The organism is Falsiroseomonas sp. (assembly GCF_041690465.1).
Classification (GTDB): Bacteria; Pseudomonadota; Alphaproteobacteria; order Acetobacterales; family Acetobacteraceae; genus Falsiroseomonas.
In genome coordinates, this window is the sequence record NZ_JAWLHG010000015.1 from 106,295 (window position 1) to 123,232 (window position 16,938).

General features: G+C 70.3%; 16 protein-coding genes. 9 read left to right on the forward strand and 7 right to left on the reverse strand.

The window, feature by feature from the left end; genetic code table 11:
* Positions 1 to 6: 6 nt before the first annotated feature.
* On the reverse strand, positions 7 to 996 hold the full coding sequence (locus ACESM1_RS16255) for a TAXI family TRAP transporter solute-binding subunit (protein WP_372621769.1): 990 nt from the start codon (positions 994 to 996) through the stop codon (positions 7 to 9).
* A 29-nt stretch (positions 997 to 1,025) separates the two neighbouring features.
* A complete protein-coding gene (locus ACESM1_RS16260; RefSeq protein WP_372621771.1) occupies positions 1,026 to 1,901 on the reverse strand; it encodes an IclR family transcriptional regulator in 876 nt (291 codons plus the stop codon).
* A gap of 256 nt (positions 1,902 to 2,157) precedes the next feature.
* Here ACESM1_RS16260 and ACESM1_RS16265 point away from each other — a divergent pair, with 256 nt between their 5' ends.
* From ACESM1_RS16265 to ACESM1_RS16275, 3 genes are read left to right on the forward strand one after another with little or no spacing between them, the layout of a single operon-like run.
* Complete coding sequence (locus ACESM1_RS16265; protein WP_372621773.1) at positions 2,158 to 4,257, forward strand: hydantoinase/oxoprolinase family protein; 2,100 nt, start codon at positions 2,158 to 2,160, stop codon at positions 4,255 to 4,257.
* Positions 4,254 to 6,071 (forward strand): hydantoinase B/oxoprolinase family protein, encoded by a 1,818-nt coding sequence (locus ACESM1_RS16270; RefSeq protein WP_372621775.1) that lies wholly within the window; start codon positions 4,254 to 4,256, stop codon positions 6,069 to 6,071. Before ACESM1_RS16265 ends, ACESM1_RS16270 begins: the two co-directional genes overlap by 4 nt.
* 6 nt (positions 6,072 to 6,077) lie before the next feature.
* Positions 6,078 to 6,476, forward strand: a complete 399-nt coding sequence (locus ACESM1_RS16275) for a hypothetical protein (protein ID WP_372621777.1) — start codon at positions 6,078 to 6,080, stop codon at positions 6,474 to 6,476.
* A gap of 6 nt (positions 6,477 to 6,482) precedes the next feature.
* On the opposite strand, the gene ACESM1_RS16280 is transcribed toward ACESM1_RS16275, so the two are convergent.
* Positions 6,483 to 7,577, reverse strand: a complete 1,095-nt coding sequence (locus ACESM1_RS16280) for an ABC transporter ATP-binding protein (RefSeq protein ID WP_372621778.1) — start codon at positions 7,575 to 7,577, stop codon at positions 6,483 to 6,485.
* 4 nt (positions 7,578 to 7,581) lie between these two features.
* Positions 7,582 to 8,322 (reverse strand): carbohydrate ABC transporter permease, encoded by a 741-nt coding sequence (locus ACESM1_RS16285; RefSeq protein WP_372621780.1) that lies wholly within the window; start codon positions 8,320 to 8,322, stop codon positions 7,582 to 7,584.
* A gap of 58 nt (positions 8,323 to 8,380) precedes the next feature.
* Between ACESM1_RS16285 and ACESM1_RS16290 the strand changes: the two genes are divergently transcribed.
* Positions 8,381 to 9,226, forward strand: a complete 846-nt coding sequence (locus ACESM1_RS16290) for a TauD/TfdA dioxygenase family protein (RefSeq protein ID WP_372621797.1) — start codon at positions 8,381 to 8,383, stop codon at positions 9,224 to 9,226.
* Between the two features lie 118 nt (positions 9,227 to 9,344).
* Here the strand turns inward: ACESM1_RS16290 and ACESM1_RS16295 are convergent, their stop codons facing one another.
* The 3 genes from ACESM1_RS16295 to ACESM1_RS16305 form a co-directional block, all read right to left on the reverse strand.
* The gene (locus tag ACESM1_RS16295) at positions 9,345 to 9,773 is read right to left on the reverse strand and encodes an RES family NAD+ phosphorylase (protein WP_372621781.1); all 429 of its coding nucleotides are present in this window, start codon (positions 9,771 to 9,773) and stop codon (positions 9,345 to 9,347) included.
* A gap of 94 nt (positions 9,774 to 9,867) precedes the next feature.
* Entirely contained in the window at positions 9,868 to 10,674 is an 807-nt protein-coding gene (locus ACESM1_RS16300) for an enoyl-CoA hydratase (RefSeq protein ID WP_372621783.1), read from the reverse strand.
* A 128-nt stretch (positions 10,675 to 10,802) separates the two neighbouring features.
* Positions 10,803 to 12,005, reverse strand: coding sequence for a CaiB/BaiF CoA transferase family protein (locus ACESM1_RS16305; protein WP_372621785.1), 1,203 nt, complete (start codon positions 12,003 to 12,005; stop codon positions 10,803 to 10,805).
* Between the two features lie 65 nt (positions 12,006 to 12,070).
* Between ACESM1_RS16305 and ACESM1_RS16310 the strand changes: the two genes are divergently transcribed.
* The 5 genes from ACESM1_RS16310 (at position 12,071) to ACESM1_RS16330 (ending at position 16,899) form a co-directional block, all read left to right on the forward strand.
* Positions 12,071 to 12,946 (forward strand): GntR family transcriptional regulator, encoded by an 876-nt coding sequence (locus ACESM1_RS16310; protein ID WP_372621786.1) that lies wholly within the window; start codon positions 12,071 to 12,073, stop codon positions 12,944 to 12,946.
* On the forward strand, positions 12,867 to 13,850 hold the full coding sequence (locus ACESM1_RS16315) for a Bug family tripartite tricarboxylate transporter substrate binding protein (RefSeq protein WP_372621788.1): 984 nt from the start codon (positions 12,867 to 12,869) through the stop codon (positions 13,848 to 13,850). Before ACESM1_RS16310 ends, ACESM1_RS16315 begins: the two co-directional genes overlap by 80 nt.
* A complete protein-coding gene (locus tag ACESM1_RS16320) occupies positions 13,847 to 14,314 on the forward strand; it encodes a tripartite tricarboxylate transporter TctB family protein (protein ID WP_372621789.1) in 468 nt (155 codons plus the stop codon). Before ACESM1_RS16315 ends, ACESM1_RS16320 begins: the two co-directional genes overlap by 4 nt.
* 3 nt (positions 14,315 to 14,317) lie before the next feature.
* The gene (locus ACESM1_RS16325) at positions 14,318 to 15,796 is read left to right on the forward strand and encodes a tripartite tricarboxylate transporter permease (RefSeq protein ID WP_372621791.1); all 1,479 of its coding nucleotides are present in this window, start codon (positions 14,318 to 14,320) and stop codon (positions 15,794 to 15,796) included.
* Positions 15,797 to 15,870: 74 nt separating this feature from the next.
* Positions 15,871 to 16,899: a TAXI family TRAP transporter solute-binding subunit gene (locus tag ACESM1_RS16330; RefSeq protein ID WP_372621793.1), complete on the forward strand. Its 1,029-nt coding sequence runs from the start codon at positions 15,871 to 15,873 to the stop codon at positions 16,897 to 16,899.
* Positions 16,900 to 16,938 lie beyond the last annotated feature (39 nt).

Consider the following 16,938-nt stretch of genomic DNA (forward strand, 5'->3'; position numbering starts at 1 on the left):
CCTGCCTCAGCTCATCCAGCCGCGTTCGCGGTAGTAGCGCGCGGCCCCCGGATGCAGCGGCACGCCGGTGTTCTCCGGCTTCCACGCATCCTCCGGCTTGAAGGCGTTGAAGGCAGGGTATTCCGAGACCAGCCTGTCGCGGTTCTCGATGATCGCCTTCACCACGCGATAGGCGACGTCATCGGCGACGGAGGCGTGCGCGATCAGCACGGTGCCGAAATCGCCGCTGCGCGTCGGGCCGCTCTGCCCGGTGAACCATTGCGGCAGCATCGCGCGCCGCAGCCCGACGCGGGCGAGCGCCTCCAGCGAGCGCTCCGACAGGTCGAGGAAGCTGATATCGGCGGTGAGCGACAGCTCGGTGATCATCGGGTGACCGCGCAGTACCGTGTCGAACAGGATATCCGCGCGGCCGTCGCGCAGGATGGCGGGGATCTGCGCCACATCGACCTGGATGATGGAACCGCCATTGGCGCGCACCTTGTCGCGGCTCAGCCCATGTGCGGCGAGGATGGTGTCCACTGCCGGCGGCACGTTGGAGCCCTGCGGCTTCATCACGATGCGTAGCGGCTTGCCGGAATCCAGGATCTGGTCGAGCGTGGTGAAGTTGTTCTGCCGCAGGAACTCGTTGCGCACCATCGCGCCGATGAAGACCGGGTTCAGCCCGCCGACGAGCGCGCGGATGTTCTGCGCCTTCTGCCCGTTGTAGAGCGGATCGCCATTCGCCGCGAGCACGGCGGTCTGCACGTTGGACAGCGCGATCTGCGCCGTGCCGCGCTCCACCACCATCGGGTTCGCCACCCCGCCGCCGCGCGGGATGATCTCGACGGTGTGGCCTTCCAGCACCGGCGCGACCACGCGCTGGATCGCCGCCGCGGCGACGTACCAGCCGGAGCCCACCGGCATCGCGCCGATGCGCAGCGTCTCGTTGGCGGCGGCCGGCCTGGCGATCGCCAGGCCTGCGGCGGCGGCCATCAGGCCGCGGCGTGTCGTGTGCATCATCTCTCCTCCCTTGGTTGGCATGGTCGTCAAGCTGCTGCCTTGCGGCGGCCGGGGCGTGGCTGCGGCGCCGGCCCGAGGGCCGCCACCGTGGTGCCGCCGGCAGCCAGCGCGCGCCCGATCTCGGCCGCCGCCGCCATCACCGGGCGCAGCAGGCGGCTGCGGAACTCCGCCTCCGAGGCGCGCGAGGAGGGCGCGGCGATGCTCACCACCGCGACCGGCAACCGGTCGGCATCCAGCACCGGCACGGCGAGCAGCCGCAGGCCGGGCGTGAAGGGGCTCTCGTTCAGCACGAAGCCGTCCCGCCGCGCGGCGGCCAGGCGCGTGGCGAGCAGCGTGGGATCCACCGCCACCTCCGGCAGCGAGCCCGGGCGCGGCGGCAGCGCCAGCACGCGGGCGAGCTGGTCCTCGTGCAGGAAGGCGAGCAGCGCATTGCCGATGGCGCTGCTGGCCGCCGGGATGGTGGTGCCGACGCGGATGTCCACGCCGAGCCGCGTCAGCCCGGCGCGCACGCGCTCGACATAGAGGATGTCGGCGCCGTCCAGCACGCCGAGGCTCGCCGCCTCCGAGATCTCGCCGACCAGCGAGCGCAGGATCGGCCGTGCGGTGTCGCGCAGGTCGCGGCGCGCGATGGCGGAGAAGCCGAGCTCGAGCACCTTCAGCGTCAGGCGGAAGCGCCGCGTCGCCGGATCGCGCGCGAGGTAGCCGGCATCGGCGAGCGTGGTGAGCATGCGATAGGCGGTGCCGGGATCGAGCTGCGCGAGGGCTGCGGCTTCGGAGACGGAGAGCTCGGCGCGCTCGGGCGTGAAGGCCTCGAGCACCGAGAGGCCCTTGAGAAGCGATCCGACATGGTTCCGGGCGGCGGTCGCTGCGGACGTGCCGCTGCCCTCTGCCTCTCGTGCCAAGGTTTCCTCACCTGCGCGCTCGCCACGGCGAGACTTTCGGAATGCGAAGGATTTTTCGTTGCCAGCGATGCTGAGCCGCTTGGCGCGCCCGGTCAAGCGGCGCCTTCGGGCGAGCGGGAGCGGTTCGCGCGATTGACACCTTCGTCGGGCGAAAGCCATACATCGCCCGCCGGGCGTGCGAAGAAATTTTCGCATTCCGAAATCCGGCAGAGCGCGGCCGCGGCCGCGCCGCAAGGGAGGGCGCCGGAATGCGCGCATGTCATTGACCCCTGCTGGGACCCCTGCTGGCCGTCTGCGCATCGCCGTGGATATCGGCGGCACCTTCACCGACCTCGCCGCCTTCGACGAGGAGGCCGGCGAGCTGCGCTTCGGCAAGGCGCTCTCCACCCATCACGCCCTGGTCGAGGGCATCGAGCATACGGTGGATGCGGCCGGCGTCGCGCTGCGCGATGCGCAGCTGTTCCTGCACGGCTCGACCATCGCCATCAACACGCTGCTGGAGCGCAGCGGCGCCCGCACCGCGCTGCTGGTCACCGAAGGCTTCCGCGACATCTACGAGATCGGCCGCGTCAACCGGCCCGACGCCTACAACCTCTACTTCCGCAAGCACGTGCCGCTGGTGCCGCGGTCCTGGCGGCACGAGGTGCAGGAACGCCTGCTGGCCAGCGGCGCCGTGCATAAGAGGCTGGAGGAGGAGGCGCTGCGCAGCCTGGTCCGCTCGCTGCGGCCGCAGGGCGTGGAGGCGGTGGCGATCCTGCTGCTGCACGCCTACCGCAACCCCGCCCATGAGATGCGGGTGCGGCAGATCGTGGAGGAGGAGCTGCCCGGCGTATTCGTCACCGCCTCGCACGAGCTGTCGCAGGAATACCGGGAGTTCGAGCGCGTCTCGACCGTCGCGGCCAACGCCTATATCGGGCCGCGCGTCGCGAACTACCTCGGCGAGCTGTCGGAGCATCTCGACCGCCGCGGCTTCGGCGGCGCCTTCTATGTCGTGCAGTCCACCGGCGGCCTCTACCCCGTGCAGCATGCGCGGCGCGATTGCGTGCGCATGCTGGAATCCGGCCCGGCCGCCGGCGTCATCGGCACCCAGGCGATCTGCGAGCAGCTCGGCCTGAAGGACGCCATCGCCTTCGACATGGGCGGCACCACCGCCAAGGCGGGCGTCATCCATGATGGCCGGCCGCTCACCACGGGCAGCGCGCTGATCGGCGGCTACGACCAGGCGCTGCCGATCCAGATCCCGATGACCGACATCTTCGAGGTCGGCACCGGCGGCGGCAGCATCGCCCGCCTCGGCCAGGGCAACAGCCTGCGCGTCGGCCCGCAGAGCGCGGGTTCCGATCCCGGCCCCGCCTGCTATGGCCGCGGCGGCACGGAGCCGACGGTGACGGATGCGAACCTGCTGCTCGGCCGGCTGGATGCCGGGCACTTCCTCGGCGGCGAGATGCGGCTCGACATCGCGGCCGCGGAGCGCGCGCTGCGCGAGAAGGTGGCCGGGCCGCTGGGCATGGAGCTGATGCAGGCCGCCGAGGGCATCCTGCGCATCGCCGTCACTTCCATGTCCTACGCCGTGAAGGCGGTGACCACCGAGCGCGGGCTGGATGTCGGCAGCTTCGTCATGGTGGTCTATGGCGGCGCCGGGCCGCTGCATGCGTCGGCCATCGCGCGGGAGATCGGCATCCGCCAGGTGCTGGTGCCCTATTCGCCCGGCTACTTCTCGGCCTACGGCATGTTGTTCAGCGATCTGCGCTACGACTACGTCCGCTCCTGCTTCCGCCGCCTGGCCACCGCCGACTTCGCCGAGATCGAAGGGCTCTACGCCGCGATGGAGGGGGAGGGCATGGCTGCCATTGAGGGCTCCGCGGTGCGGCCGGAGGGCGTGACGCTCGAGCGCGCGGCCGACATGCGCTATGTCGGGCAGGAGCACGCCGTCACGGTGGAGCTGCCGCGCGAGTTGTTCGCGGCGCAGGACCGCGAGGCGATCAAGCGCCACTTCGACGCGCAGCACGCGGTGCGCTACGGCACCAGCGCGCCGGGCGAGCCGGCGGAACTCGTCAGCCTGCGTGCGACCGTGACGGGGCTGATGCGCAAGCCGCCGCGCCACAGCGTGCCGGAGGGCGGCGCGGCCCCGCCGACGGATGCGCTCGGCCGGCGCAAGCCCGTCTATTTCCACGACGCCGGCGGCCTGGTGGAGACGCCGGTGTGGCGGCGCGCGGCGCTGCGCGCGGGCAACCGCATCGAAGGCCCCGCGCTGATCGAGGAGCACGCCTCCACCACGCTGCTCCAGCCCGGCGACCGGCTGGAGGTGGATGCCGCCGGCAACCTGCGGATCGCGATCGGGAGTGCCACGCGATGAACGACGCCACACGCGGCGCGGTGGATGCGGTGACGGTGGAGATCGTCCGCAAGGGCCTGCTCTCCGTCACCGAGGAGATGAAGACCAACCTGATGAGGACCGCCTACAACCTCATCATCTACGAGGCGCTGGACTTCACCGTCGGCCTGTTCACGAAGGAAGGCGAGACGGTCTCCATCGGCCTCGGCCTGCCGATGTTCATCCGCGGCATGGCGGAGACGGTGAAGGCGAAGATCCGCCATTTCGGCTATGACAACATCCACGAGGGCGACATCCTCGTCACCAACGACGCCTACACCACCGGCAGCCACCTCAACCACTTCACCTTCAGCCTGCCGATCTTCCACGACGGCGAGCTGATCGGCTTCGCCTGCTGCATGGCGCATTGGCTGGACGTGGGCGGCACGCTCGGCACGGTCACGACGGACATCTACTCCGAGGGGATCCAGATCCCGATCGTGAAATACCGCAAGCGCGGCGAGGTGAACCAGGATCTGGTGGACATCATCGCCATGAACGTCCGCCTGCCGGACAAGGCGCTGGGCGACCTGCGCGCGCAGATCGTCGCGGTGACGACGGGCGAGCGCCGCTACCTGGAACTGGTGCGGCGCTATGGCTGGCCGGCGGTGCGAGATGCCATCCGCGTCATCATGGACCAGTCCGAGGCGCTGGCGCGCGAGAACACGCGCAACATCCCCGACGGCATCTACGAAGCCGAATCCTACATGGATGATGATGGCGTCGATGTCGGCGAGCCGGTGCCGATCCGCGTGCGCATCGAGAAGCGCGGCGACGAGATGACGATCGATCTCTCCGAGGTCTCGAAGCAGGTGCGCGGCTTCTACAATTCCGGCGTCACCACCGGCATCGCCTGCGCGCAGGTGGCGTTCAAGTGCCTGGCCGCGCCCACCGACTACCCCGTGAACGAGGGCAGCTTCCGCCCGCTCAAGGTCATCATGCCGATGGGCACCGTGGTCAGCGCGGAACGCCCGGCGCCGATGCGCGTCTGGATGACCTATCCGATGACGGTGATCGACACCATCTTCAAGGCGCTGGCGAAGGCGATCCCGGAGCGCGTCGCCGCGGGCCACCATGCCGACCTGGTGTTCCCCAACATCCACGGCATCAACCCGAATGACGGCCGGTTCTACATCGTCGGCATCGGCCCGCTCGGCGGCGGCTGGGGCGCGAAGGCGAGCGAGGATGGCGTCTCCGCCACCGTCTGCATGAACGACGGCGACACCCACAACAGCCCGACCGAGCAGCTGGAAGCGAAGTATCCCGTGCTGGTCGAACGCTACGCGCTGCGCGAGGACAGCGGCGGTGCCGGGCGCTTCCGCGGGGGCCTGGGCTGCGAGCAGGTGGTGCAGGCGCTCGCGCCCTTCCAGCTCACCACCCGCATCGACCGCATGCATTGCAGGCCCTGGGGCCTGGATGGCGGCGGCGAGGCGGCGGGCAACGGCATCGGGCTGCGCCGCAACGGCGAGTGGCAGGCGGAGTTCCCGAACGCCAAGGTGTTCAACGTGCGGCTCCGGCCCGGCGACGCCTACATGATGCGGTCGGGCGGCGGCGGCGGCTTCGGCCCGCCTGTGGAGCGCGATCCGCAAGCGGTCGCGCGCGACGTGCGCGAGGGCTATGTCAGCCGCGGCGTCGCGCTCGATACCTATCGCGTCGTGCTCGATGCGGCGGGCGTGGTGGACGAGGCGGCGACACGCGCCTTGCGCGCCCACACCGACATCGCCGCCGGCAACGCCGTGCGCGGGCCTGCCGAGGACACCGGCAACGGGCCGCAGCTCGACCTCACGCCGGGCTAAGGCGACATGGGCGCGGAGCTGCGGGAGCGGGTGCAGCGCCTGGCCACGCTCTGGCGCGTGGTGGTGTCGCGTCCGCCGCATCCCGCGGGCTGCACCTGCATGGGCCACATGCTGATCCCGGCGATGAACGCGCGGGACATGGAGGCCGACATCCTGGACTACATGCGCGGCCGCTACGCCGCGGAAGGCCTAGGCGCGCTGGTGGCGCTGCTGGATGCGCGCGCCGCGGCGCGCGAGGCCACCGACATCCCGGCGCAGCCATTCCGCGCCTGGCTGCTCCATCTGCCGGAGGCGGGCATCGAGCCGGCGGCGCTCGACCGCTTCACCGCCGACCTGCTCGCCACGCTGGACTCCTTCGAGGCGAACAGCCGCGGCGCACCGGGCGGCGGCCTGTTCTGCACCTGACCGGCCTCACCCGCCGCCGTGGCGCACCGCCACGCCGGTCCCCGCATCGAACAGGTGCAGGCGCTCGGCATCGAAGCGGAGCCGCACGCCCTCCCCTTCCGTGATGCGGATCGCGCGCGGATCGGCGCGCGCCACCACCTCGGTCTCGTCCCGCCCGCGCACGGTGAGGAACAGGTCCGCACCGGCAAGCTCGGTCAGCACGACGCGCAGATCCGATCCGCCGTCGGGCTCCACCGCGATCGCTTCCGGCCGCACGCCGAGACGGGTGGCGCGGCCCTCGCGCGGGGTTGCGCCGCCATTGCCGAGCGGGATGCGCCCGAGCGCGGTGGCATAGACCAGGCCGTCGGCGCCGGCCTCCAGCGTGCCGTCGAGGAAATTCGTCTCGCGGTCGCCGACGAAGTTCGCGACGAAGATGTTCGCCGGCCGCTCGTAGATCTCCGCCGGGGCGCCGTATTGCTGCAGCTTCCCATGGTCGAACACCGCGATGCGGGAGGAGAGCGTCATCGCCTCCGCCTGGTCATGCGTGACATAGACGATGGTGGAGCCGAGCTGGTGGTGCAGCGCCTTCAGGTCGCGCCGCATGCGGATGCGCAGGCGTGCGTCGAGGTTCGAGAGCGGCTCGTCCAGCAGGAACACCTTGGGGTCCCGCACCATGGCGCGGCCAAGCGCCACGCGCTGCTGCTGCCCGCCCGAGATCTCCTTCGGGTAGCGCGCCAGCAGCGGCGCGACGCCGAGCGTGCCGGCCACGCGCTCCACCTTCGCGCGGATCGTCGCCGCATCCGGCCGCGGCTTCCGCGCCTCGAGCGGGAAGGCGATGTTCTCGAACACGGTGAGGTGCGGATAGAGCGCATAGTTCTGGAACACCATGGCGATGTCGCGCTGTTCCGGCGGCAGGCCCGTGATGTCGCGCGTGCCGATGCGGATGCTGCCGGTATCGGCATCCATCAGCCCGGCCAGCAGGTTGAGCGTGGTGGACTTGCCCGAGCCGGAGGGGCCGAGCAGGGAGACGAACTCCCCCTCCTCCACGCGCAGGTCGAGCGCATCGAGCGCGACCACCTCGCCATAGCGCTTGCTGACGCCTTCGAAGGTCACGGTGGACATCGGTTCAGCCCTTCACCCCGCCACCGGTCAGCCCGGACATGAAGTAGCGCTGCAGGAACACGAAGACGGCGATGATCGGCACGATGGAGACTAATGAGGCCGCCAGCAGCGGGCCCCATTCGCGCCCGTAGAAGCCGAGGTAGAAGTAGATCGCCACCGGGAAGGTGCGCGTCGCCTCGGAGGAGGTCATGGTCACCGCCACCACGAAGTCGTTCCAGGCGAAGACCAGAATGAACAGCGCCGCCGCGACGAGGCCGGGCTTGGAGAGCGGCAGCACGACCTTGCGCAAGGTGGCCAGCGGCGTGCAGCCATCCACCCGCGCAGCGTTCTCCACCTCCACCGGCAGCGACATGAAGTAGCCGTAGAGCATCCAGATCGCCGCCGGCAGCTGGTAGGCGGTATAGAGCAGCACCAGGCCAAGCCGCGTGTCGAACAGGCCGAGCACGGAGATCAGCGTGAAGGTCGGCACCAGCAGCGAGGCGATCGGGATGCTCATCACCGCGACGATCACCATCATCGCCGCGGTGCGGCCGCGGAAGTCGTAGCGCAGCGCATTGAGCACCTCCTCCGAGCCCAGCACGCGCCAGTAGTTGTCGAGCCCGGTGAAGTTCCGGACACGGAAGAAGCGGACATTGTGCAGGCTGTACCAGACGCCGACCACCAGCGGGCCGAGCACCAGCAGCAGCTCGACCGCCAGCGCCGGCGCCAGCAGCCGGTAGGGAACGAAGCGCTCCGCGCGACGCACGCTACCGCCGGTCGCTAGCGTCCGCTCTCCCCCGGAGGAGACGAGCCATGCGATCCGCATCCGCCCGACCGGCGCCGCACTCGGCGCCGATGTGGAGGGCGTGGACCTTGCGAACCTCACGGATGCGGAGTTCGCGGTGATCCACCAGGCCTGGCTCGACCACATGGTGCTGCGCCTCCGCAACCAGCACATCGACGACGCGGCGCATGTCGCGCTCGGCCGCCGGTTCGGCGAGCTCGATTTCAATCCGGGCACGCGGCTGACCGGAAAGGTCTATGTCGAGGGCTTCCCGGAGATCGTGAAGATCTCGAACATCGTCGAGAACGGGAAGCCGGTCGGCGAGCTCGGCGCCGGCGAGGCGGATTGGCACAGCGACATGTGCTTCATCGAGACCCCGCCCTCGGCCAGCCTGCTCCGCTCGCTGGAGATCCCGCCGGAGGGCGGCGACACCAGCTGGATGAACATGGAAGCCGCCTATGCCGGGCTGCCGGAGGAGCTGAAGCGGGCGGTCGTCGGGCGCAGCATCAAGCACGATGCGGTCTATGTCTCCTCCGGCCGGCAGCGGCCGGGCACGGTGGCGCCGGCCAGCGGCGATATCCGCGACATCGCCGGCGCGGTGCACCCGATCGTGCGCACGCATCCGCTGACCGGGCGCAAGTCGCTCTACCTCGGCAAGCGCCACAACGCCTATGTCATGGGGATGGAGGTCGCGGAGAGCGAGAGGCTGCTCGATGCGCTGTGGGCGCACGCGCTCGGCGGCGACTTCACCTGGACGCAGCATTGGCGCGTCGGCGACATGATGATCTGGGACAACCGCTGCACCATGCACCAGCGCGGCGCCTTCGATTCCGGCGCAAGGCGGCTGCTGCACCGGGTCGTCGTGAAGGGGCAGAAGCCGGCCTGACGCGAGACGGCCGGCGCGCATCCTGCGCAGCCCGCAGCGCTCCGGCTCGTTGGTCGTTGGGTAGATCCACGCCGGGGGGCGAGTTGACCCTCCCGCGACCTGCCCTGAGCGCAGCGCCTCAGCCCAGCCACAGGCGCCGGTCGAAGCGGAACGGCGTGCAGGCTTCCAGACGTGCTTCCCCCGCGCGTTGATGCGCCGGGTTCAGCAGCAGGTTCCGCCCCTCCTGCACGATGATGCTCGGCACGCGCAGCAGCGCGCTGCGCCGGTCGCGCAGCCAGGCATCGCCGATGGCGCGCGGCTCCTCGGGCGTCGCGTCCACATCCTCCACGCTGTCGGGCAGCGCGACGCGCATCAGCACGTGGTCATGCACCAGCTTCTCGTAGGGCATGTCGAGATGCGCACGCATCTCCAGCACCGCGAGCGCCGGGTGTTCGGAGAGGTAGACCACGCGGCTGCCCGGGCTGTTCCAGCGCTCGCCGTCCTCGGCCTGCCGTCCACTGAGGTCGGCGTGGTGTCGTCGGCAGATCTGCCAGCCTGTGAGCGCCATGCAGGCCAGGACGCGCGCCGAGGAACCGGGTTCCGGGCGCCTGCGGGAAGGTGGCGCCGGCGGGCGGGGCGGGTGCTTACCGCCCCGCGCGGCGCTACCGGCCCTTGAACTGCGGCTTGCGCTTTTCCATGAAGGCGCGACGGCCTTCGACGTAGTCCTCGCTGGCGAAGCAGGCCTTCACCAGGCGGTCGCACATCGCCTCGTCCGCCGCGCCGCGATCCTTCACCGCCTCGTTGATGATCGCCTTGGAACTGGCGACCGTCAGCGGCGCGTTGCCGGCGATGGTGGTGGCATAGCCCACCACGAATTCCTCCAGCTTGTCGTTCGGCACCACCCGGTTCACCAACCCCATGATCCGCGCTTCCTCGGAGGTCCAGCGCTTAGCCGTGAAGAAGATCTCCTTGGCGAAGGAGGGGCCGACCACGTCCACCAGCTTGCGCAGGCCGGAGATCGGATAGCCCAGGCCGAGCTTCGCCGCCGGCACGCCGAAGCTCGCCGTCTCGCCGCAGATGCGCAGGTCGCAGCACACCGCCAGCGCGGTGCCGCCGCCGATGCAGTGGCCCTGGATCATCGCGATGGTCGGCTTCGGGCAGGCGTAGAGCAGATCATAGACCTTCGCGGTCTGCGCCTGGTAGGCGTTCACCGCCTCCTCGCTCGAGCGCTCGGATTCGAACTTCGAGATGTCGGCGCCCGAGACGAAGGCCTTGCCGCCGGCGCCGGTGACGACCACCACGCGCACCGCGTCATCGGCGATGAAGTCGGTCAGGATGCGCTCGGCCGCCTGCCACATCTCCATCGAGACGGCGTTGTGCCGCTCCGGGTTGTTGAAGGTCATCCAGCCGATGCCGTCCGCCTTGCGGGCGAGCATCTTCTCGGAGCCGGTTACCATCATGCCGTCCATTTGCTTCTTCCCTCAGCCGCCGGGCAGCCGCTCCGCGGTCTTGGCTTCGCGCCGACGCACTGGCGCCCGGTTGGATTGTCGGTCTGCGCGCGGGCCGCCCTCGGCGGCCGAAGATGGCCCGCGGCCCTTCAGATCACCTGGCGCGCACGCAGATCGTCGATCGCGGCCTTGTCGATGCCGAGATCGAGCAGGATCTCGTCGGTGTTCTGGCCGAGCTCCGGCGGGTGGGAGACGATGTGCGACGGCGTGCGGGAGAGCTTGATCGGCTGGCCGACATAGGCGACCTCGCCCTTGTTGCCGCCGTTCAGCTTCTGCGCGATGCCGAGGTGCTGAACCTGCGGGTCGGCGAACATCTCATCCACCTTGTAGATCGGCCCGCAGGGCACGCCGGCCTCGTTCAGGCGCGATACCCAGTTCGCCATGGTGTCGGTGAGCGTCACCGCCTCGATCTCCGCGTTCAGCGCGTCGCGGTTCTGGCTGCGCGATGCGGCAGTGGCATAGCGCTCATCGGTCAGCCATTCCGGCTTGCCGAGCACCTGGCAGAAGCGCTGCCAGATCTTCTGCCCGGTCGCGGCGATGTTCATGTAGCCGTCGGAGGTCTTGAACACCCCGGTCGGGATCGAGGTCGGGTGGTTGTTGCCGGCCTGCTTCGGCACCTCGCCCTGCATCAGCCAGCGGCTGGCCTGGAAGTCCAGCATGAAGATCTGCGCCTGCAGCAGGGACGACTGCACCCACTGCCCCTTGCCGGAGACCTCGCGCTCCAGCAGCGCGACCAGGATGCCCTGGGCGGCGAAGATGCCGGCGCAGAGATCGGCGATCGGAATGCCGACGCGCACCGGCCCCTGGTCCGGCAGGCCGGTGATGGACATCAGCCCGCCCATCCCCTGCGCGATCTGGTCGAAGCCCGGGCGGCCGGCATACGGCCCGTCCTGCCCGAAGCCGGAGATGGAGGCATAGACGAGGCGCGGGTTCACCGCCGCCATCGCCTCGTAGTCGATGCCGAGGCGCGTCTTCACGTCGGGGCGGAAATTCTCGACGATGACGTCGGCCTTCGCGGCGAGCTTCTTCAGCAGCGCCACGCCATCCGGCGACTTCAGATTGAGCGTCATCGCCCGCTTGTTGCGATGCAGGTTCTGGAAGTCCGAGCCGTGGCGCGGGCCGCCCATCGGGTCGCCCTCGTCGAGCGCGGGCGGCATCTCGATCTTGATGACGTCGGCGCCCCAGTCGGCAAGCTGGCGCACGCAGGTGGGGCCGGAGCGCACCCGCGTCAGGTCCAGCACCGTGAAGCGCGACAGCGCGGTCGAGGCCGGCTTGGCGTGACCATCTGGCATCGGCGGTTCCTCCTTCGCAGCGCGCGGTCTTAGCATCGGCGGCGCCCGGTGCAAACTGTTGACAGATGACAGCACGCGGCGCCACCCTCCGGACCATGGAGGAGACACCCACCCGCGCCGCAAAGGCGGGCGGCGCCAAGGGCAGCGCGCAACACGGTGCCGAGGCGCCGAGCGCGCTCGAGATCGTGCGTACCCGCTCCCTCTCCTCCCTCGTCGCCCAGGAAATCGAGCGCATGATCCTCGCCGGCACGCTCGCCGCGGGGGAGCGGCTGAACGAGCAGGCGCTTGCCTCGCGGCTCGGCGTCTCCCGCGGGCCGGTGCGAGAGGCGGTGCGCGGGCTGGAACGCAGCGGGCTGGTCGTCGCCGTGCGCAACCAGGGCACCTATGTGCGCCAGGTCAGCGCGGAGGAGGCATTGGAGGTCTATGACCTGCGCGCCGCCATCACCGGGCTGGCCTGCGCGCGCCTGGCGTCCCGCGCGAAGCCTGCCCAGGTCGCCGCCCTGCGTGCGCTGCTGAAGCGGATGGAGGCGGCCTGGCGCGCCGACGACCCGCCCGCCTACTACGCTGCCAACCTCGACTTCCACGCCACGCTGCTGGCGGAGGGCGCCGGGCCGCGGATGCGCCGGCTGTACGAGGAACTCGGCCACGAGCTGCACCTCTACCGGCGCCGCGCGCTAGTGCAGCCGGAGAACATGCGCGAGAGCAACGCCGAGCACGAGGCCATCCTGCGTGCCATCGCAGGCCACGACCCGGCCGCCGCGCGCGCGGCCGGCGAGGCGCATATCGCCGGCGGCAAGCGCCGCTTCCAGGCGACCGACATCACCACGCCGCGCCGTGCGGCATCAGAGGGAGAGAACGACCATGACACACGCAAAGCTGAACCGCCGCGGCCTGCTCGCCGGCTCGGCGGCACTCGGCGCCGGGCTGTTCGCGCCGGCTAGCCTCCGCGCGCAGGAGGCCTTCCCCTCCCGCACGATCGAGGTGGTGACGCATGCCGGCGTCGGCGGCGGCACCGACATCACCGCGCGGATGATGATGGTCAACGCGCCGGGCGTGTTCAAGCAGGAGCTGGTGGTGGTGAACCGCACCGCCGGCAGCGGCGCGCAGGCGCTGCAGTACCTCGCCTCCAAGCCGGCCGACGGCCACACCATCGCGCTGATCACCCAGACCCACCTGCTGACGCAGCTGCGCAATCCCAGCCTGCCGCAATTCGCCGACATCATCCCGCTGGCGCGCGCCACCGCCGACCCGCAGCTGGTGCTGGTGCGGCGCGAGAGCCCGTTCCGCACGGCGGCCGACCTGGTGAACGCCGGCAAGGAGCGGTCGCTCCGCTTCGGCGGCACGCATGTCGGCGGCGTGGACCATGTCACGATCTTCGCCTTCGGCCGCGCCGCCGGCATCCAGCGCCCGACGCTGGTGCCGTTCCGCGGCGGCGGCGACATCGTCATCAACCTGGTCGGCGGCAACATCGACACCGCGGTGGTCAATCCCGGCGAGGCCGAAGCGCAGCTGCGCGCCGGCGAGCTGCGCGCGCTGATGACGCTGGCCGACCAGCGCCTGTCCACCATGCCGGACGTGCCGACCGCGAAGGAGGTCGGCATCAATGTCAGCGGCTACACGCTGCGCGGCTTCTGCTGCATCAAGGGCACGCCTGAGGACCGCGTGGCGAAGCTGGAGCAGGGCCTGATCCGCGCCATGTCCGGCCCCATCTTCAAGAGCTACCTGGAGAACACCGGCCAGGCGCCGGACAGCGTCGCCGGGCGGCAGGTCTGGGGTGCGCAGCTCGAGGCCTTCCACAAGGACGGGCGCGAGGCGCTGCAGGCGCTCGGACTGCTGCGCGGATGAGGGCTGCGCGCAACCCGAACCACGCCATCGCGGCGGCCGTCACGGCGGTTGCCGCGGCGGCCTTCGCCGGCACCTTCTGGTTCGACCCGGTGCCGGAAGGCCTGCCGGGCCTCGGCGCGGTGGAGTTCCCGCGCCTGGTCTGCCTGGTGCTGTTCGGGCTTGCCGCGCTGCTCGCCTTGAAGAAGGGCCACCCACCCTCGGCGGAGGATGCGCCTCCGCTCGACCGTGGTGCGTGGACCATCTTTGGCGCCTGCCTGCTGTTCCTGCCGGCGCTGGAGGTGGTGGGCATCTGGGGTGCGATCCCGATCTTCCTCGTCGCCGTCGGGCGCATCTGGGGCGAGGTCGGGATGCGCACGCTGGTGCTGAACGCGCTGGGCCTGACGCTGGTGCTGTGGCTGGTGTTCGTGAAGGTGTTCCGCCTGACGCTGCCCACGGGCTGGCTCGGCGCGGCGCTCGGGGCCTGAGAGATGGAAGCCTTCCTCGGCGGTCTCGCCATCCTGTGGGACCCGTACGTGATGCTGGTGGTGCTGCTCGGCACCGTGCTCGGCATCTTCGTCGGCGCGCTGCCCGGCATCAGCGGTTCCACCACCATTGCGCTGATGCTGCCGATGACCATCGCGATGGGGCCGATCCCCTCGATCTGCTTCCTAGGCGCGATCTACTGCGCGGCGAATTTCGGCGGCTCGATCACCGCGATCATGGTGAACGCGCCGGGCGACCCTTCGGCCAGCGCCACCGCGCTCGAGGGCTACAAGATGGCGGAGAAGGGGCAGGCGGGGCTCGCACTCGGCATGTCCGCCGTCTCCTCCGCGATCGGCGGCATCTTCTCCATCGTGGTGCTGATCTTCGCCGCGCCGATGCTGGCGCGCGCGGCCTACAATTTCGGCCCGCCGGAATACTTCGCGCTCGCCCTGTTCGGGCTTTCGATGTGCGCGGCGGTCGGCGGCGACAGCGCGATCAAGAACCTGATCGCCGCCGCCTTCGGCCTGCTGATCGCGACCGTGGGGATGGACCTGACCACCGGCGTGGAGCGCTTCGCCTTCGGCGTCTATGAACTGTCGGACGGCATCGGCTTCGTGCCGGTGCTGATCGGCCTGTTCGCAGTCGGCGAGATGCTGGACCAGGCGGTGCGCCGGCTTGGCAAGCCGAAGATCATCCACCTGGATGCGGCGCGCGTGCCGGGCTGGGCCGAGTTCAAGAAGTGCAACCGCTCGATCTGGATCGGCAGCGTGCTCGGCACCTTCATCGGTGCGCTGCCCGCGCTGGGCGCCACCACCGCGGCGCTGATCGGCTACAACGAGACCCGGCGCTGGTCGAAGCACAAGCACGAATTCGGCAAGGGCAGCATCGAGGGCGTGGCCGGGCCGGAAGCGGCGAACAACTCGGCGGTCGGCGGCTCGATGGTGCCGACGCTCGCCCTCGGCATCCCCGGCAGCGCAACCACGGCGATTATCCTGGCCGCGCTGATCGTGCAGGGCGTGCGGCCGGGGCCGCATCTGTTCAACGAGCAGCCGACGCTGCTCTACGCCGTCTTCGCGTCGATGTTCGCGGCCAACCTGTTCTACCTGGTCATGGGCCTCTACATGGCGAAGCTGTTCGCGCGGATCTCGCTGATCCCGCCGGCGATCCTGTGGCCCGCGGTGTTCGTGCTGTCGATCATCGGCGCCTATGGGCCGAACCAGTCCTATGGCGACATCATCATCATGCTGGTGGCCGGCGTGGTCGGCTTCCTGTTCCGCCGCACCGGCTTCTCCCCGGCGCCGCTGATCATGGGGCTGGTGCTGGGCGGCCTGGTGGAGGAGACGCTGAAGCAGAGCCTGATCATCTTCGGCGACGACCTCGGCGGCTTCCTGGGCCGTCCGATCGCGCTGGTGCTGTTCGTGATCACGGCGACGGGACTGCTCTGGCCGGTGGCGAGCCGGCTGGTGCGGGTGGCGCGGGCATGAGGGGCCGGGCCGGCGGGTTGTCCCCCGGCCCGCTCCGAGGCTAGCTTCTTTCGATTGGAAGGGAGAGCAACACCATGACGCAGCACCACCAGATGTCCCGCCGCGCGCTTGGCGCGGCCGCCGCAGCCGGCGTGCTGGCGGCCTCCGGCGCCGCGCGCGCCCAGGCGCCGCAATTCTTCCGCATCGGCACCGGGTCGGCCGGCGGCACCTACTACCCGATCGGCGGCATCATCGCGAACGCGATCTCCTGCCCGCCGGGCGCGCCCTGCAACACCGGTGGCGCCACCGATGGCGTGCCGGGGCTCATCGCCGTGGCGCAGGCCACCCAGGGCAGCGTACAGAACGTCAACCTGGTGCAGTCCGGCAATGCCGAGAGCAGCTTCACCCAGTCCGACGTGCTGCACTGGTCCTACACCGGCACCGGCCTGTTCCAGGGGCGGCCGAAGCTCGAGCGGCTGCGCTTCGTCGCGCATCTGTTCCCCGAGCACATCCACGCCGTCGTCCGCAAGGACAGCGATATCCGCAGCTTCCAGGACCTGCGCGGCAAGCGCATCGCCATCGGCCTGCAGGCCTCCGGCGCACGCGTTGGCAGCGAGATGATCCTGGAGGCCAACGGCATGCGCGCCGGACAGGATTACAACGCCGAGTACCTCAACCAGGCGCAGGGCACGGAGCGGATGCAGGATCGCGGGCTGGACGCGACCTTTACCGTGGTCGGCTACCCGGCGGCCGCTTTCACCGAGTTCTGCAGCCGCACTGGCTGCCGCATCCTGCCGATCCAGGGCGCCGAGGCGCAGAAGGTGATCGAGCGCGCGCCCTTCTACGGTACCGGCGTGATCCCCCGCACCGCCTATGAGGGGCTGGAGGCCGACATCCCGACGCTGACCGTCGGCGCGGTGTGGGTGGTGCGCGACAGCGTGCCGGAGGAGACGGTCTACCAGCTCACCAAGGCGCTGTGGTCGGACACCACGCGCGGCCTGCTCGATCGCGGCCACGCCAAGGGCAAGGAGATCGTGAAGGAGAACGCGCTGACCGGCCGCGGCGTGGTGCCCTTCCATCCGGGCGCCGAGCGCTACTACCGCGAGGCCGGCATCCTGCGCTGATCAGCCGGGCGGCGGCCGCGCGGCGCCGCCGCCCGCCGC

What these genes read in the sequence shown, in the direction of transcription:
- ACESM1_RS16255 (WP_372621769.1), bottom strand. Translation starts at nt 996, where the DNA reads ATGCACACGACACGCCGCGGCCTGATGGCCGCCGCCGCAGGCCTGGCG.
- ACESM1_RS16265 (WP_372621773.1), top strand. Translation starts at nt 2,158, where the DNA reads ATGTCATTGACCCCTGCTGGGACCCCTGCTGGCCGTCTGCGCATCGCC.
- ACESM1_RS16270 (WP_372621775.1), top strand. Translation starts at nt 4,254, where the DNA reads ATGAACGACGCCACACGCGGCGCGGTGGATGCGGTGACGGTGGAGATC.
- ACESM1_RS16275 (WP_372621777.1), top strand. Translation starts at nt 6,078, where the DNA reads ATGGGCGCGGAGCTGCGGGAGCGGGTGCAGCGCCTGGCCACGCTCTGG.
- ACESM1_RS16280 (WP_372621778.1), bottom strand. Translation starts at nt 7,577, where the DNA reads ATGTCCACCGTGACCTTCGAAGGCGTCAGCAAGCGCTATGGCGAGGTG.
- ACESM1_RS16295 (WP_372621781.1), bottom strand. Translation starts at nt 9,773, where the DNA reads ATGGCGCTCACAGGCTGGCAGATCTGCCGACGACACCACGCCGACCTC.
- ACESM1_RS16300 (WP_372621783.1), bottom strand. Translation starts at nt 10,674, where the DNA reads ATGGACGGCATGATGGTAACCGGCTCCGAGAAGATGCTCGCCCGCAAG.
- ACESM1_RS16305 (WP_372621785.1), bottom strand. Translation starts at nt 12,005, where the DNA reads ATGCCAGATGGTCACGCCAAGCCGGCCTCGACCGCGCTGTCGCGCTTC.
- ACESM1_RS16310 (WP_372621786.1), top strand. Translation starts at nt 12,071, where the DNA reads ATGACAGCACGCGGCGCCACCCTCCGGACCATGGAGGAGACACCCACC.
- ACESM1_RS16315 (WP_372621788.1), top strand. Translation starts at nt 12,867, where the DNA reads ATGACACACGCAAAGCTGAACCGCCGCGGCCTGCTCGCCGGCTCGGCG.
- ACESM1_RS16320 (WP_372621789.1), top strand. Translation starts at nt 13,847, where the DNA reads ATGAGGGCTGCGCGCAACCCGAACCACGCCATCGCGGCGGCCGTCACG.
- ACESM1_RS16325 (WP_372621791.1), top strand. Translation starts at nt 14,318, where the DNA reads ATGGAAGCCTTCCTCGGCGGTCTCGCCATCCTGTGGGACCCGTACGTG.
- ACESM1_RS16330 (WP_372621793.1), top strand. Translation starts at nt 15,871, where the DNA reads ATGACGCAGCACCACCAGATGTCCCGCCGCGCGCTTGGCGCGGCCGCC.